This window comes from Maritalea sp., assembly GCF_047634455.1.
Lineage (GTDB): Bacteria > Pseudomonadota > Alphaproteobacteria > Rhizobiales > Devosiaceae > Maritalea.
The window spans coordinates 1-14404 of sequence record NZ_JBLIAI010000004.1 but is presented as its reverse complement, the minus strand read 5'-3'; the positions used below and the strand labels follow the sequence as shown (position 1 = coordinate 14404).

The following is a 14404-nucleotide window of genomic DNA, read 5'->3' as shown; positions in this document are numbered from 1 at the left end:
AAAATAGATTGCATGGCGATAAAGGCCCCTTAAATGAAAAATCAAATTCTGCTCAACGCGCTTTCGCGCGTGGAGACCCAATCGCTTTATTCTCCGTCTGGAGAAGAAATGCTGGTGATAAGCCGACGTGACTATGAACAACTTGTCAATATTCTTGAAGGCGTTGAATTCTTAATCAAAGATGAATACGCGGCGGGCTAAGTTGTTGGAAATAAATAATTAACCATAATAGACTTAAATAACCTACGATTTCATTGTTGTAGGTTTTATGCATGTTGCGCGTACGGGTTGTGTTGGCGTTTGTCTGTCTTGTTGCTTTGCTCACTGGTTGCGCAAAGCCTCCACAAAGACTTGATCAATCAGCAACCCAAAACGCCCAACAGTTAGCCTATGCAGCTGCAAATCCGCCGGCAGCGGCGTTGGTCGTAAGTTCGGCAAATCCCAAAATTGATCAGACCATTAGAACCGCTTCGATAAACGATGATGCTGGTTTGAACTTTAATTTGCGCCGGAGCCTGAGCGGACGCGATCTTGTTATTGAACAACAAAGCGACATCAAACTTGCCAAGGGCGAGGTCGTTATCACGTTTGACGATGGTCCGCGCCCGGGCAAAACGGGCAAAATTTTGGATATCTTGGATCGTTATGATGTCAAAGCGACTTTCCTCATGCTCGGTCAAGCGGCCAAAAACAACCCCGCTCTGGTGCGCGAAGTCGCAAACCGTGGGCACACGATTGGTATGCATACACAATCGCATGGCGATTTGACCAAACTCAACTTAGTTGCTGCTTTGGCTGAAATAGAGCGGGGGCGTCAGCCACTGGCCGCGGCACTTTCTTCGATTAATAAGACGCCAGCGCCGTTTTTCCGTTTCCCCTATTTGGCGCAAAACAAAAAGCTGCGCCGGGCGGTACACAATGCCGGTCTTGTGATCATGGACGTGCAAATTGACAGCAAGGATTATTACAGTTCGAGTTCTGACGATGTACTAAAGCGCACATTGGCGCGGTTGGATACGGAAGGTAAAGGCATTGTTTTGTTTCATGATATTCATCAGCGCACGGTAAGCATGTTGCCAGACTTTTTGGCCGCGTTGCAGCAACGCGGCTACAAAGTTGTGTCCTTGGTGCCTGAGCGTGGTTCGCAGAAGCGTAGCATGACCCAGCTTGCCCAATCCAATTAGGGTCTGGACTGAATTGAGAAAAGGTCTGGATTGGGTGCAAAATAAACTGATTTGAGGAGAGAAACGAAAGCGATTTTCATATCGGTGAGGCTTTTCGACGCTGAAGCAGCCTGTTTTGCACATAACCCGAAAGGCAGCATTCAATTTTGCCAGTTTGTCGTTGAAATATCCTCATTGACAGCAAGTCAATTCGGCCGATTTCGCCTAAATCTGATCAAAACTGAACTGCTGTCCAGATCATTTTTCAATTGAGTTCAGACCCTAATCCCAGTATACCGCGCCTCCATACTTTGTTGATACTGGAGTGCCGCTAATGAAACGTATTCTCATCGTTGGATGTTCTGGCTCAGGTAAATCTACGCTTGGGCGGCGATTGGGTAATTTACTTGGCTTGCCAATTGTTCACATGGATACGCATTACTTTAATCCCGGGTGGGTGATCAAAGACGATGAGGAATGGAATTCCATTGTTGATGATCTGATTGCGCAAGAAAGCTGGGTGATGGACGGCAATTACTCAAAAACGCTCGACAAACGTATCAAACGCGCTGATACCGTCATTTTCTTAGATTTTCCAACTTGGTTTTGTCTCTATCGCGTGATCAAGCGCTTTATCACGACCTACGGCAAAGTGCGCCAAGATGTTGCACCCGGCTGTCCTGAAAAAATTGATGCTGAGTTTTTTGGCTATGTCTTGAACTACAATCGTCGTTCACGTCCCAAAATGCTCAAGATCATGCAATCATTCACAGGTGACTTTGTACGTCTAAAATCTGTTAATGAGATTGATGCGTTTGTGGCAAAGTTGGGCGCTGCGACCATTCGCTAAAACGGCAACTCGGCTTCAAATGTTAGGCGCGCGCCACCATCGGGGTGATGGACGGTAAGGGATTGGGCATGCAGACGCAATCGGTCTGCGGCAACAAGCGCTTTGCCCGTCGCATAAAATCGATCACCCAATATTGGATGTCCAAGCTCGAGCATGTGCACCCGCAATTGGTGGGACCGTCCGGTGATGGGTTTGAGCTCCACGCGGGTCCAAGTGGTGTGACGTTCTAACACAAGCCAGTTGGTTTGGGCGCTGCGCCCCTGATCGTGATCGACCATTTGTTTTGGACGGTTTGGCCAATCGCAACGCAAGGGCAGGTCGATAGTGCCTTCACTATTTTCAATGTTTCCAAACACATCTGCAATATATGTTTTTGCCGTGTGACGGCGCTCGAATTGCAGACCCAAATGCCGATGGGCTTGTGCATTCATTGCCATGATCACCACCCCGGATGTGTCCATGTCCAATCGATGCACGGTGCGCGAAGTTGGAAATTGCTGTTGTGCACGTGTTTCCAAACAATCAGCATGCTCGGCTGCTTTGCCCGGAACGCTCAACAAACCTGAGGGTTTGTTGAGCACCAAAATGTCTTGGTCTTGGTGAATGACTTCTACGTAAGGATCGGTGGGTGGCGCATAGACGAAATCGCCGATCATGCGCCCGTTTTTTCAATCAAGTGGCCAAAGCCAGATTTATGCAGCAGCATTTCCGCTTCCAGTTTGCCTTCACGTTGATCATGTGGATCAGGCATATGTGGATGGTCTGCCAATAATTTTTGGTGATGTTCGGGCAAACCGTTTTCAATTGCGCCGGACAGACACAGCGCCCAATACCAATGATATGGCGCAGGAGGGGCCGGGTGTGGTTCCACCATATAGGTGATCGAACTGATCATTTCGCCGGATGATGTGAGCACATTAAGGTTTGGCTCCCGCGTGTATTTCATGGGGCGGTCCCAGTCCAAGCCCTCAAACTTATCAAGTACCGGGGCATCGCCCAACGCCATTTCGTAGACAACGCCATGCACTTCATCATCGCCACTGTCGGTAGCGAACATGGCCATCTTTCCCGATGCGCCATGATCATCATCCGCAACCATGCCGTAATTAATGGCGTGGCCTTTTACACTGCCGATGGCAATCGGTTTTGCAGAAGCGCAGCGGTTTTGCAGGCGGGCATTTAATAGATTGGACCCATAAGCGAAATAGTAGAACGTGCTCATGCTTCTCCTGAAGGGTAAAAGATTGTCAGTTGTGATCTGCACCAAATTCAGCAAGATTTGTCAATTCAGTATATGCTTATCTCGCTTAGTAATTTGGAGCGTAGTTATGCCTGAAAACCGAACAATTCACAAATATCAATCGCGAATGGATCGGGTGATCAACTATATTTATGCGCATTTGGACGATGAAATTGATCTTAACCACCTCGCTGAGGTGGCGTGCATGTCGCCTTATCATTGGCATCGGATCTATCGCGGGTTTAGCGGCGAAACCATTGCGGCAACTGTGAGAAGACTGCGGTTGCACCGGGGTGCAAATCAATTGATCAACACGAATTTGTCGTTATCCGAAATTGTTGCGCAATCTGGGTATGGCAGTCTTTCCGCATTTTCGCGCGCGTTTTCTGCCAGCTATCAAGTTCCTCCGGCGCGGTACCGGGAGAACGGAAATGCCGCCTCGTTGGTTGCAAAAACAATTGAGGGAAACGCAGAAATGTATGACGTAACAATTGTTGAAACAGATACGATGATTATGGTTGGACTATTCCATGAGGGACCTTACGCCCAAATTGGCAAAGCATTTGAAAAGCTGAATATCTTTGCCAAAAAGATGGGCATGGAAAACCCAAATACGAAGACGATGGCGCTTTATTACGATGACCCGGACATATTACCCGCCGGAGAATTGAACTCGTTTGCAGGTTTGGTTGAGCAAAACCCATCAGATCCAGACGAGCCTTTTGAGCGAATTGAAGTAAAAGGTGGCCGATTTGCTGTCATGCGGTTTAAGGGGGCCTACGCCGCACTACCAAAAGCCTATGATTGGCTTTATGGCAGTTGGCTAGTTCAATCTGGGCAGAATTTACGTGACGCGCCGTGTTTAGAAGCTTATCTAAACAATCCTCGCGAGGTTTCCCCTTCCGATTTATTGACCGACATTTATATGCCAATAGAGTGAGAATGATGAGCAAGAAGAACAAGATTGATTTTAAGCGCCAAGATTCAAAGCTTTACACGGGTAAAGTTGAACGATTTGACCTCATCAAAGTACCGCCGCTGAACTATCTTATGATTGATGGTGATGGTGGTCCTGTTGGCGAAAGCTACCCCCCCGCAATTGCAGCGCTTTATGGCCTAAGCTATGGGTTGAAGTTTTTTTCAAAAATTGAATTGGAAAAAGATTATGTGGTTGGTCCATTAGAAGGCCTTTGGTGGGCTGATGATATGGCTACATTTGTGACCCGCGAAAAATCTGCGTGGAAATGGACAATGATGATCCGCCAGCCAGATTGGTTGCATGGTGAACATCTTGACCAGGTGCTGGAAACATCAATCGCCAAGAATGGTGATAAATCTGACGCGCCAACGGATGAGGCAACCTTGCGTTCTGTGCGGCTTGAAACCTTTGATGAAGGCGACTGTGTGCAAGTTTTGCATGTGGGTTCTTATGATGATGAGGGACCGATTTTGGCCCAAATGCATAATGAGTACATTCCGCAAAACAAAATGAAGATGATTGGCAAGCACCACGAGATTTATCTGAACGATCCGCGCAAGGTAACGCCTGATAAGTTGAAAACCATTTTGCGGCAACCCGTGCATCTTCAATAATTCTTAGACGGTTTGAAGATTTTCGCTTGGCGGGACAATAGCCCCGTGCATTTCTGCCAAGCGCAGCACGGCTATGTTGACGTGTTTTGCTGTGATATTTTGCGAACTGTTACGCGCCCCAAGTATCTTCCAGCACTCTTAGCCAGTTGCCATGACAAATTTTGTTGAGGGCATCATCGTCGTAGCCAGCTTCGCGCAGGGCATTTGTTAAGGCTGGCAGTTTGGCCGTGCTGTCCAAATCGGAAGGCGGGGGCGCACCATCATAGTCAGAACCGATGCCGACGTGATCAATGCCCATTATGTCCACCATATAATCTACATGTTCTACTAAGACTGAGAGCGGCACGTTGACATCCTTTGCACCGTCTTTACGCAAGAACGATACCGCAAAGTTGAGACCCGCAATACCATTGCTGTCTTTGATGGCTTTGAGCTGACCATCGGTGAGATTGCGCGTTGTGGGGCAAAGTGTGTGGACATTTGAATGGCTGGCGATTAACGGCTTGGTGGATATCCGCGCAACATCCCAAAAGCCTTTTTCGTTCAGGTGTGACAAGTCGACGGCAATGCCCATTTCATTGCAGGCTTTCACCAGCTTCATGCCCTCATTCGTCAGGCCCGGTCCGGTATCGGGGGAAGCGGGGAACTTAAACGGCACGCCATGTGCAAACGCGTTTGAACGGCTCCATACCGGGCCAATTGAGCGCAAGCCATCATTGTAGAATGCTTCAAGGTTTGAAAGGTCGGGCAGGATCGCTTCTGCGCCCTCAATGTGCAGCACTGGGGCCATTATGCCGGCGGCCATAGCTTTACGTATGTCGCCAACGGACCGACATATTTCGACTTTTCCGTCGGACGCTGCGGCGATGTCGCGGAGCAAAGTGATCATATTCATGGTGTAATCGCGGGCAAATTCTTGGCTTGGCGTTTTGCGAAATGATCTGCCGTCTTCGGGTGGGATAAACATTGCAAATAACCCGCCTGCAAATCCGCCTTTTTGGGCAGATAGCAAATCAATATGCTGACCTTTGCGGGGTTGAAAAAACGCTTCAACTGCATTGTCTGCGCATTCTTCAATGAGTTTGAGCAAGATGTCGTTATGGCCGTCAAAAATTGGAACGAGTTGGGTGTTTGTCATAAAAGTCCGGAAAGGGAATAAGGTGATTTGCTGGTTATTGTTGCACGGTGCTGACCCAATGCCAATGCGCCAAAGCGTTGATTTCGATCAAGGTGAGAATTGCCCTGATTGATAAAGTGCTGCCATCAGATATGGGGATGTTGATGGATCACGCTACAATCGAACGACATGCGGCGCCCGTGCCGCGTTACACAAGCTACCCGACCGCGCCGCATTTCACGCGTAACGTGGACAATGCAACCTATACGTCTTGGATTAAGGCGCTGGGGCAAGGTGATCGGTTATCGCTCTACGTGCACATCCCATTTTGTGATCGCCTATGTTGGTTTTGTGGATGCAACACCAAGCAAACGCTGAAATATGCCCCGGTCAAATCTTATATGAAACGGGTGCATAAAGAGATTGAAATGATCGCCGCGAAGGTGAAGCCCGGCGCTCTGGTCACGGCGGTGCATTTGGGCGGAGGGTCGCCAACCCTGCTTGAGCCCGACGATTTGGCGTTGCTGGGCAAAAACTTACGCGCTGCATTTGAATTTGCAGATGATGCAGAGATTTCCATTGAAATTGACCCGAGCGATGTCACCCCTGCAAAGATCGACGGTATGGTGGCCTTTGGCATGACGCGTGCCAGCATCGGCGTGCAAGATTTTAGCGAAAAAGTACAAGAAGCGATCAACCGCCCGCAGAGTTTCGAAATTACGCGTGACGTGGTTTTTGCGCTGCGTGATGCCGGGATTAAATCTGTCAATCTGGACGTGCTTTATGGCTTGCCGTTCCAAACAACTGAGCGGTTGATGGAAACGGTTGATAAGACGTTGTCGTTGCGACCTGACCGTATTGCATTGTTTGGTTACGCCCATGTGCCGTGGATGAAAACACATCAAAAGCTGATCGATGAGGCTGCGCTTCCCGACACGATTGAGCGCTTTGAACATGCAGTAATGGCTGGCGATAGACTTGCAGCGGCTGGTTATGATCGGATCGGGTTTGACCATTTTGCCCTGCCTTCTGACAGCATGGCGAAAGCCGCTGCAGATGGAACATTGCGCCGCAATTTTCAGGGCTACACTGTTGATAATTCAGATGCACTGATTGGTTTTGGCGGGTCCGCAATAGGGCAAACCAAAAACGGTTATGTGCAAAACATTGTTGCCACCGGACAATATCAAGCCGCAATTGATAATGGTGAGTTGGCGATTGCCAAGGGGTTTGAGTTGGCTGAGGTTGACCGCGCTCGGGGTTGGGTGATCGAAAAATTGATGTGTGATTTTCAGTTCGACAAAGGCGAACTGGTTGCCAAGTTTGGTGATCTGGCCGGGCCGATTTTGGACGATGTTGGGTATATCGCAGCTGCGGACGTGGACGGGTTTGTCATCAACGATGAACGTGTTTTTGGCGCTTCTGAGCAAGGCAAATTGTTTGTGCGTGGAATCGCTGCTCAGTTTGACACCTATTTCGGGCAAGGCTCCGCCCGACATTCCAAAGCGGTTTGATCTGACATTTAAGTGATCGCGGTCCCTCTTGCTACCCATCACCTACAGGCGCAACAATACCCAGACGTAAATGTGGTCGTCAGGGGAAATAATGGGCACGATTGAATCAGATAAAATATCAGTAAGTTTTGATGGCAAGAAGTGTATTCACGCACGTCGTTGCGTCTTGGGGTTGCCACAAGTGTTTCGTCCGGGCGCGAAGGGGCAATGGATATTCCCTGAAAATGCGGACGCAAATGACGTGGCTAAGTTGGTGCGTGATTGCCCCTCGGGTGCTTTGACCTACGAATTCAAAGATAATTCTGACATTGAAACCGTTCCAAATGTGAACACGGCCCGGCTTTGGGAAAATGGTCCCACTGAATATCGCGGTGACTTGCGTATTGAAGGTCAAGAGCCACGGGTACGGGCTGTGTTGTGTCGCTGCGGACAATCAAAGAATAAACCATTTTGCGATAACTCGCATTTGGATGCGGGTTTTGTTGCGACGAGCGATGTGCCATCCAAAGATGAGCCTGTAGCCTTGGAAGCCCGCGACGGCGAGTTGACCATAAAGCCGATCAAAGATGGTCCGTTGATGGTGATGGGTAATTTGGAGATTGTTGCTGGTTCAGGCCGCAAAATTGCCACTGGCAAGCGGTTTGCCATGTGTCGGTGCGGTGCATCGAAAAATAAACCGTTTTGCGATGGCAGCCACAAAGAAATTGGTTTTGAGGCTGATTGATGCGTGACATTGAGATCATCAAGGAAGACGAACAAAACCGTGGACGCTATGTGACAGTGGTTGATGGGGTTGAAGCGGAATTGACTTATTCTCGCATGAGCCCGCACTCTATTATTGCGGACCATACGGGCGTTCCTGACGCGTTAAAAGGCAAGGGGGTTGGCAAAGCACTGGTTGAGTTTCTGATTGCAGACGCCCGGCAGAGCGGAACTAAAATCATTCCGCTGTGCCCGTTTGTGAAAGGGCAATATCAGCGGCATCCAGAATGGTCGGATGTGATGAATTAGGCCCCTTTGCGGCAAAGGGCGGGCTGATTTGAATTGCGCCTAAATTGCAACAGATGCTTTGTGAAGAAATTAGGGGTGCCCTTTTTAAAGGGGCACCCCAAATCACGACTTAGAGGTTGTGGGGACGGGTCTAAGTCGATCGGTTTTGGCGGTTCTCTATCAGCTTTTCGACCACGGATGGGTCTGCAAGCGTTGAGATGTCGCCCAAGTTTGAGAATTCATCCTCCGCGATTTTACGCAGGATGCGCCGCATGATCTTGCCCGAGCGAGTTTTGGGTAGATCAGGTGCGAATTGGAGGAGGTCTGGCGTGGCGATTGGGCCAATTTCCTTGCGCACCCAGGCGCGCAATTCTTTGTGCAACTCTTCGCTTGGTTGATTGCCAGCCATCAAGGTGACATAGACATAAATGCCTTGGCCCTTGATGTCGTGCGGGTAACCCACAACCGCGGCTTCTGACACTTTGTCGTGCGAGACGAGGGCGCTTTCCACTTCAGCAGTGCCCATGCGATGCCCAGAGACGTTTAGAACATCATCGACGCGACCGGTGATCCAATAGGCCCCGTCCGCATCGCGTTTGCAGCCGTCTGAGGTGAAGTATTTGCCTTTGTACGTGGTGAAGTAGGTGTCCACAAAGCGCTGGTGATCACCATAGATGGTGCGCGCTTGTGCGGGCCAACTGTCCAAAATGCAAAGATTGCCTTCCGCTGCGCCTTCCAAGACACCGCCGTCATTATCGACCAATTGTGGTTGGATGCCAAAAAATGGTGCTGTTGCTGCACCGGGCTTCAATGTGTGAGCGCCGGGCAGTGGGGTCAACATGCAGCCGCCGGTTTCAGTTTGCCACCACGTATCGACAATCGGGCAGCGTGCTTCGCCAACCACATGATAGTACCATTCCCAAGCTTCCGGGTTAATCGGTTCGCCCGCTGTGCCCAACAGCTTCAGTGATGAGCGGCTGGTCTTGGTGACAAATTCATCGCCAGCCCCCATCAACGCGCGAATGGCCGTTGGGGCGGTATAGAACTGGTTGACTTGATATTTGTCGATAATCTGCCAGAAACGAGAGGCATCGGGGAAGTTTGGTACGCCTTCAAACATCACAGATGTGGCACCATTTGAGAGGGGTGCGTAAAGCGTGAAGCTGTGGCCGGTGATCCAACCCAAATCGGCACCGCACCAGAAGATGTCGCCATCTTCATAGTTGAACACGGCACGATGGGCGAAATTGATGTAAGTGAGGTAACCGCCTGACGTGTGTACCACCCCTTTTGGCTGACCGGTGGAGCCAGACGTGTAAAGGATGAACAATGGGTCTTCGGCGTTCATGGGTTCGCATTCGCAGAAATCATCGACCCCCGCCGCTGCTTCATGCCACCAGACGTCGCGGCCACCTTTCATATCGATCTGAGCGCCGGTATGTTCGACGACCAAAATCTTTTCAACGCCAAGCGCGTGCGGCATGGCGTCGTCGACATTTTTCTTTAACGGAACTGACCTGCCGCCACGACGACCTTCGTCTGCAGTGATCACAACTGTGCTGTCGCAGTCGTTGATACGGCCTGCAAGTGCCTCAGGAGAAAAGCCAGCAAACACAACCGAGTGGGCCGCCCCAATGCGTGCGCAGGCAAGCATTGCATAGGTGATCTCTGGGATCATTGGCAAATAGATGGTGACGCGGTCGCCTTTTGTAACGCCTAGAGATTTTAAGACATTGGCAAAACGGCAAACCCGTTCATGCAGCTGCGTGTAAGTTATCGTCTGCCCAGGTTGATCAGGGTGATCGGGTTCCCAATGGAAGGCGACGCGGTCGCCATTTTCTTCCAGGTGGCGGTCGATGCAATTGTAGGCGACATTTAACACGCCGTCTTCAAACCATTTGATTGAAACAGGGTCAAAGCTGGTGTTTTTGATGATGGTTGGCTCTTTGATCCAGTCCAACCGCTTCGCCTGCTCAGCCCAAAATCCATCTGGATCATTGATCGAGCGCTCATACATGTCTTTATAGTTGCCCGCATCAACTAAGGCGTTTTTTGCCCAATCGGTAGGGACTTGATAGATTTTCCCGGACATAATTCTCCTTTTGCCCACCAACACAATTTAATGCACAGGCGAACCCTTTTGAAACCTCAATGTTTAAGTGGCCGGTCCCTACCGTGCCCGGTTTCTTTAAAGGCCGAAGCCCTTACAAACTAAATCGCGAGATATTCGTGACGTAGCTCTTCGTTATCCAAGACCTCTTGCGCAGAGCCAGTGAAGGCAATTTCGCCGGTGTCCATGATAACTGCCTTATCGGCGAGCCGAAGCGCGGCAACCGCGTTTTGCTCAACGATAATGGTCGTGATCCCCAACAGTTTTATCTCTTTGAGGATCTTTTCAATCTCTTGCACAATTACCGGAGCAAGCCCTTCATAAGGCTCATCCAGCAGCAAGAGTTTGACGTCCCGAACCAATGCACGGCCAATGGCCAACATTTGCTGCTCACCGCCAGAAAGGGTCACGCCTTCCTGATTGCGACGTTCAGCGAGGCGTGGGAAACGCTCGTAAACTTGTTCAATTGCCCAACCGTGGCCCGGTGCAACTTGTGCAAGGGTCAAGTTTTCTTCAACGGTCAAACCTTGAATGATGCGTCGATCTTCGGGCACCAGTTGCAGGCCTGCCATAGCGGCCTCATGGGAACGCATTTTGTGCAATGGCTGTCCATCAAGCCAGATTTCGCCCTGTTTTAATTGTGGGTCCTCGGTGCGCGCAAATGTCCGCAACGCCGAAGTTTTGCCTGCACCGTTACGGCCCAACAGCGCAAGAATTTCGCCTTTTGGCAATTCAAGGGAAATGCCTTGAACGATATAGCTTTCGCCATAATATGCATGCAAATCAGTGACCGAAAAGAATGGTCTTTCTTTGTCAGCATTGCTTGCATTTTGTGTGAGTTCAGTTGTTGTTGTCATGGCGTTCATTCTTGTGCGCCCCCCAAATATGCTTCTTGCACTTTCGGGTTGTTACGCACTTCCTCCGGTGTTCCCTCGGCGATGATGCGGCCGCCCGCCAGAACCGAGATTTTGTCGGCCAATGAAAACACAACATGCATGTCGTGCTCAATGATGACCTTGGTCATCCCACGTTCCTTGATCTTCTTGAGTAAGTCAATTGTGGTATTTGTGTCATGCCGCGACATGCCCGCAGTTGGTTCGTCCAATAACAAGAGACGTGGATGCTGGATGAGGCACATGGCCAATTCCATCCGGCGTTTGTCGCCGCGTGACAAAGACCCGGCAAGCATATCTTTGCTCGCAGTCATGCCCACATCTTCCAGCATGTGCTCAGCTTCTTCGCGGATTTCGGTTTCGTCGTCTATCGACCTAAAGAAATTGAGCGTGAAAGAGCCGTCGCGTCGGGCAAAGGCAGGTGCCATTACATTCTGCAAAACGGTGAGGTCAGGAAAGATCTCCGGTGTTTGAAACACACGAGCAACACCGGCTTGGTTGATTTCATGCGGTTGTTTGCCCGTAAGAACTTGACCATCAAACACCACAGCACCGCGGGTAGGGGCCAAGCGACCCACCACTACGTTGAGTAGTGTAGATTTGCCAGCCCCATTGGGGCCGATAATCGCATGGGTTTTGCCCTCTTCGATTTGCAAGTCGATGTCACTTAGTGCGTGCAGTCCACCAAAGGTTTTGTGCACATCCGCGACGTGAAGAACAATATTGTCTTTGTTTGTCGTCATTCCAAATGTCCTTTCTAAACCTATTCGGCGGGTGCCGGTGATGGGACTGTTTTATCGGGTTTTGCTTTATCGCCGCCATCTCGATTGAACATTGATCCGATCCGTCTAAAGCCTTCCATCATGCCGCCGGGCAAGAAAGTCACCACCAGAACAAAGATCAGGCCCAAGGTGAGGTGCCAGCCTTCGCCAACGAACATTGAGGTCACGCCAACAACGAAATTTTCGACGCCGTCTGGCATGAAGCCAAACAAGTCATGCAACACGCTTTCGTTGAATGAAGAGAAGATGTTTTCGAAATATTTGATCAACCAAGCACCAACAACTGGCCCAACGAGTGTGCCCACGCCACCAAGAATGGTCATAAGGACAATCTCGCCAGACGCTGTCCACTGCATGCGCTCAGCACCTGCAAGCGGATCAGTGACCGCCATCAGACCACCGGCCAAGCCAGCGAACATGCCAGAGATCACAAATGCGGTCAGCGTATAAGGACGTGTGTTGAAACCCGTATAGTTCATCCGGGTTTGGTTTGATTTGATCGCACGTAACATCATCCCAAATGGTGAAGCAAAAATGCGCTGGGTGATGAAAAATCCAATGATTAGGAACACGGCTGTGAAGTAGAAACCGGGTATGCCATTCATATCAATGAGGCCGAACAAGTTGGAAACGGGCAGTGAGCCATCGCTGACGCTCCCGAACGCACTATCAACTATTCGAGGGTCATCTAGTGTCAGTTGCAAACCTGTTTCGCCATTTGTGATCGGCGTTAGGACAGAATAGGCAAGGTTATAAGACATTTGCGCGAACGCCAGTGTCAAGATTGAGAAATATATCCCTGAACGGCGTAGGCTGACATATCCGATTGCCAGAGCGAAGACACCAGACATGAGCACCGCAAAGATGAGAGCGGGGATGGGGTTCATTGAGAACAGTTTGAATGTCCAAACTGCCGTGTATGAACCCACACCAAGAAATGCGGCGTGGCCAAAGCTGAGATAACCCGTGAGGCCAAACAAAATGTTGAAGCCAATGGCAAGAATGCCAAAGATCGCGAATTTTTGCATCAGATCTGGGTAAGCTGCGCCAAATGGTTGTAACCAAATTGGCATCAGCAGAACAACTGCCGAGAATACAACAAATGTGATGACGTCTTTGCGTGACATTGAGAATAGGGCGTTCATGTTCTTAACTCTCCATCACGCCACGGCGACCAAACAGACCGCGTGGACGAACCAACAGAATAATCACAGCGACCAGATAGATAATGATTTGGTCGATGCCGGGTACAATGGCTTTGATTTCCGTCATTGAGGCAAGGCTTTGTAGAATGCCGAGCAGGAAGCCAGCGGCAACCGCGCCGGGCAGGGAGCCCATGCCGCCAACAACCACCACCACAAAACTAAGCACCAAGAAATCCATGCCCAGAGTGTAATCAGGCGGCAACAGCGGCGTATACATCACGCCAGCCATGCCAGCGACAACGGCGGCTAAGCCAAACATGGCCGTGAAACGCTTGTCGATATCAATACCAATAAGCCCAACGGTTTCGCGGTCAGCCATACCGGCGCGCACCACCATACCAAAGGTTGTGAATTGCAAGAATGCAAACACGCCACCAATAACCACGACAGAGAAGGCAAAATAGATCAAGCGCCACCAAGGGTAGACGATGATGTTTGGATCCATGCCAAGGGCTGCGCCAATATCTGCGGCACCGCCAACAGTGTCAGGCATAGGCTGTGGAATAGGGTTCGCGCCAAAATAGTAGCGGATGATTTCCTGGATGACGATCGCAAGTCCGAACGTCACAAGAATTTGCTCCGCATGTGGGCGGCGATAAAAGTGCTTGATCAAGCCGCGTTCCATCAAAATGCCGATGGCCAGCATAATTGGAATTGAGAACAAGACAGCTGCGGGAACGGAGTAATCCACTAAGAATACACCGAATTCGCCAAACCATGATTCAACGTACGGTGTACGGATTTCAAGCGGCGCGCCCCACGCTGTGAGGTTTTCTGGGTCCAAGACAACCTGCTCAAGGGTGAGCAGTTTTCTGAGCGTCACTGCGCAAAACGCGCCGAGCATAAACAATGCACCATGCGCAAAATTTACAACGCCCAAAGTGCCAAAAACGAGGGTTAGCCCCAATGCGATCAGCGCGTAGGCGCCACCTTTGTCCAGCCCGTTC

General features: G+C 50.1%; 16 protein-coding genes. 8 read left to right on the top strand and 8 right to left on the bottom strand.

Translation table 11 applies throughout. The annotated features are described in order from the left end of the window. The first annotated feature begins 33 nt into the window (after positions 1 to 33). From ACJAZW_RS02335 to ACJAZW_RS02325, 3 genes are all read left to right on the top strand, one after another. Positions 34 to 201: a hypothetical protein gene (locus ACJAZW_RS02335; protein WP_415155252.1), complete on the top strand. Its 168-nt coding sequence runs from the start codon at positions 34 to 36 to the stop codon at positions 199 to 201. Between the two features lie 71 nt (positions 202 to 272). After that, the gene (locus tag ACJAZW_RS02330; RefSeq protein ID WP_415155251.1) at positions 273 to 1184 is read left to right on the top strand and encodes a polysaccharide deacetylase family protein; all 912 of its coding nucleotides are present in this window, start codon (positions 273 to 275) and stop codon (positions 1182 to 1184) included. 313 nt (positions 1185 to 1497) lie between these two features. After that, entirely contained in the window at positions 1498 to 2013 is a 516-nt protein-coding gene (locus ACJAZW_RS02325) for an adenylate kinase (RefSeq protein ID WP_415155250.1), read from the top strand. Here ACJAZW_RS02325 and ACJAZW_RS02320 read toward each other — a convergent pair. After that, on the bottom strand, positions 2010 to 2669 hold the full coding sequence (locus tag ACJAZW_RS02320) for a pseudouridine synthase (RefSeq protein WP_415155249.1): 660 nt from the start codon (positions 2667 to 2669) through the stop codon (positions 2010 to 2012). The two genes, ACJAZW_RS02325 and ACJAZW_RS02320, sit on opposite strands and share 4 nt — an antisense overlap. Further along, a complete protein-coding gene (locus tag ACJAZW_RS02315; protein WP_415155248.1) occupies positions 2666 to 3235 on the bottom strand; it encodes a gamma-glutamylcyclotransferase family protein in 570 nt (189 codons plus the stop codon). The genes ACJAZW_RS02320 and ACJAZW_RS02315 overlap by 4 nt, the downstream gene beginning before the upstream one ends. Before the next feature lie 106 nt (positions 3236 to 3341). Between ACJAZW_RS02315 and ACJAZW_RS02310 the strand changes: the two genes are divergently transcribed. Both ACJAZW_RS02310 and ACJAZW_RS02305 read left to right on the top strand, forming a co-directional pair. After that, positions 3342 to 4193: an AraC family transcriptional regulator gene (locus ACJAZW_RS02310; protein WP_415155247.1), complete on the top strand. Its 852-nt coding sequence runs from the start codon at positions 3342 to 3344 to the stop codon at positions 4191 to 4193. 2 nt (positions 4194 to 4195) lie between these two features. Then, on the top strand, positions 4196 to 4846 hold the full coding sequence (locus ACJAZW_RS02305) for a GyrI-like domain-containing protein (RefSeq protein WP_415155246.1): 651 nt from the start codon (positions 4196 to 4198) through the stop codon (positions 4844 to 4846). 109 nt (positions 4847 to 4955) lie between these two features. Here the strand turns inward: ACJAZW_RS02305 and ACJAZW_RS02300 are convergent, their stop codons facing one another. Beyond that, positions 4956 to 5984: a dipeptidase gene (locus ACJAZW_RS02300; protein WP_415155245.1), complete on the bottom strand. Its 1029-nt coding sequence runs from the start codon at positions 5982 to 5984 to the stop codon at positions 4956 to 4958. 143 nt (positions 5985 to 6127) lie between these two features. Between ACJAZW_RS02300 and hemN the strand changes: the two genes are divergently transcribed. The 3 genes from hemN (at position 6128) to ACJAZW_RS02285 (ending at position 8488) form a co-directional block, all read left to right on the top strand. Further along, the gene (gene hemN / locus ACJAZW_RS02295) at positions 6128 to 7477 is read left to right on the top strand and encodes an oxygen-independent coproporphyrinogen III oxidase (RefSeq protein ID WP_415155244.1); all 1350 of its coding nucleotides are present in this window, start codon (positions 6128 to 6130) and stop codon (positions 7475 to 7477) included. 91 nt (positions 7478 to 7568) lie between these two features. Continuing rightward, positions 7569 to 8201, top strand: a complete 633-nt coding sequence (locus ACJAZW_RS02290) for a CDGSH iron-sulfur domain-containing protein (protein ID WP_415155243.1) — start codon at positions 7569 to 7571, stop codon at positions 8199 to 8201. Positions 8202 to 8209: 8 nt separating this feature from the next. After that, entirely contained in the window at positions 8210 to 8488 is a 279-nt protein-coding gene (locus ACJAZW_RS02285; RefSeq protein ID WP_415155350.1) for a GNAT family N-acetyltransferase, read from the top strand. Positions 8489 to 8618: 130 nt separating this feature from the next. On the opposite strand, the gene acs is transcribed toward ACJAZW_RS02285, so the two are convergent. The 5 genes from acs to ACJAZW_RS02260 all read right to left on the bottom strand — a co-directional run. Next, positions 8619 to 10559, bottom strand: a complete 1941-nt coding sequence (acs, locus tag ACJAZW_RS02280; protein WP_415155242.1) for an acetate--CoA ligase — start codon at positions 10557 to 10559, stop codon at positions 8619 to 8621. Between the two features lie 119 nt (positions 10560 to 10678). Next, positions 10679 to 11434: an ABC transporter ATP-binding protein gene (locus ACJAZW_RS02275; RefSeq protein WP_415155349.1), complete on the bottom strand. Its 756-nt coding sequence runs from the start codon at positions 11432 to 11434 to the stop codon at positions 10679 to 10681. A 5-nt stretch (positions 11435 to 11439) separates the two neighbouring features. Beyond that, positions 11440 to 12213: an ABC transporter ATP-binding protein gene (locus ACJAZW_RS02270; protein ID WP_415155241.1), complete on the bottom strand. Its 774-nt coding sequence runs from the start codon at positions 12211 to 12213 to the stop codon at positions 11440 to 11442. A 20-nt stretch (positions 12214 to 12233) separates the two neighbouring features. Further along, positions 12234 to 13397, bottom strand: a complete 1164-nt coding sequence (locus ACJAZW_RS02265) for a branched-chain amino acid ABC transporter permease (protein WP_415155240.1) — start codon at positions 13395 to 13397, stop codon at positions 12234 to 12236. A 4-nt stretch (positions 13398 to 13401) separates the two neighbouring features. Then, on the bottom strand, positions 13402 to 14404 hold a 1003-nt coding region (locus ACJAZW_RS02260), incomplete at its 5' end, for a branched-chain amino acid ABC transporter permease (protein ID WP_415155239.1).

Excerpts from the sequence above, each read along its gene's own strand:
- acs (WP_415155242.1), bottom strand. The coding sequence starts at position 10,559 with ATGTCCGGGAAAATCTATCAAGTCCCTACCGATTGGGCAAAAAACGCC.
- ACJAZW_RS02270 (WP_415155241.1), bottom strand. The coding sequence starts at position 12,213 with ATGACGACAAACAAAGACAATATTGTTCTTCACGTCGCGGATGTGCAC.
- ACJAZW_RS02315 (WP_415155248.1), bottom strand. The coding sequence starts at position 3,235 with ATGAGCACGTTCTACTATTTCGCTTATGGGTCCAATCTATTAAATGCC.
- ACJAZW_RS02320 (WP_415155249.1), bottom strand. The coding sequence starts at position 2,669 with ATGATCGGCGATTTCGTCTATGCGCCACCCACCGATCCTTACGTAGAA.
- ACJAZW_RS02310 (WP_415155247.1), top strand. The coding sequence starts at position 3,342 with ATGCCTGAAAACCGAACAATTCACAAATATCAATCGCGAATGGATCGG.
- ACJAZW_RS02335 (WP_415155252.1), top strand. The coding sequence starts at position 34 with ATGAAAAATCAAATTCTGCTCAACGCGCTTTCGCGCGTGGAGACCCAA.
- ACJAZW_RS02275 (WP_415155349.1), bottom strand. The coding sequence starts at position 11,434 with ATGACAACAACAACTGAACTCACACAAAATGCAAGCAATGCTGACAAA.
- ACJAZW_RS02300 (WP_415155245.1), bottom strand. The coding sequence starts at position 5,984 with ATGACAAACACCCAACTCGTTCCAATTTTTGACGGCCATAACGACATC.
- hemN (WP_415155244.1), top strand. The coding sequence starts at position 6,128 with ATGGATCACGCTACAATCGAACGACATGCGGCGCCCGTGCCGCGTTAC.
- ACJAZW_RS02265 (WP_415155240.1), bottom strand. The coding sequence starts at position 13,397 with ATGAACGCCCTATTCTCAATGTCACGCAAAGACGTCATCACATTTGTT.
- ACJAZW_RS02305 (WP_415155246.1), top strand. The coding sequence starts at position 4,196 with ATGATGAGCAAGAAGAACAAGATTGATTTTAAGCGCCAAGATTCAAAG.
- ACJAZW_RS02325 (WP_415155250.1), top strand. The coding sequence starts at position 1,498 with ATGAAACGTATTCTCATCGTTGGATGTTCTGGCTCAGGTAAATCTACG.
- ACJAZW_RS02290 (WP_415155243.1), top strand. The coding sequence starts at position 7,569 with ATGGGCACGATTGAATCAGATAAAATATCAGTAAGTTTTGATGGCAAG.
- ACJAZW_RS02330 (WP_415155251.1), top strand. The coding sequence starts at position 273 with ATGTTGCGCGTACGGGTTGTGTTGGCGTTTGTCTGTCTTGTTGCTTTG.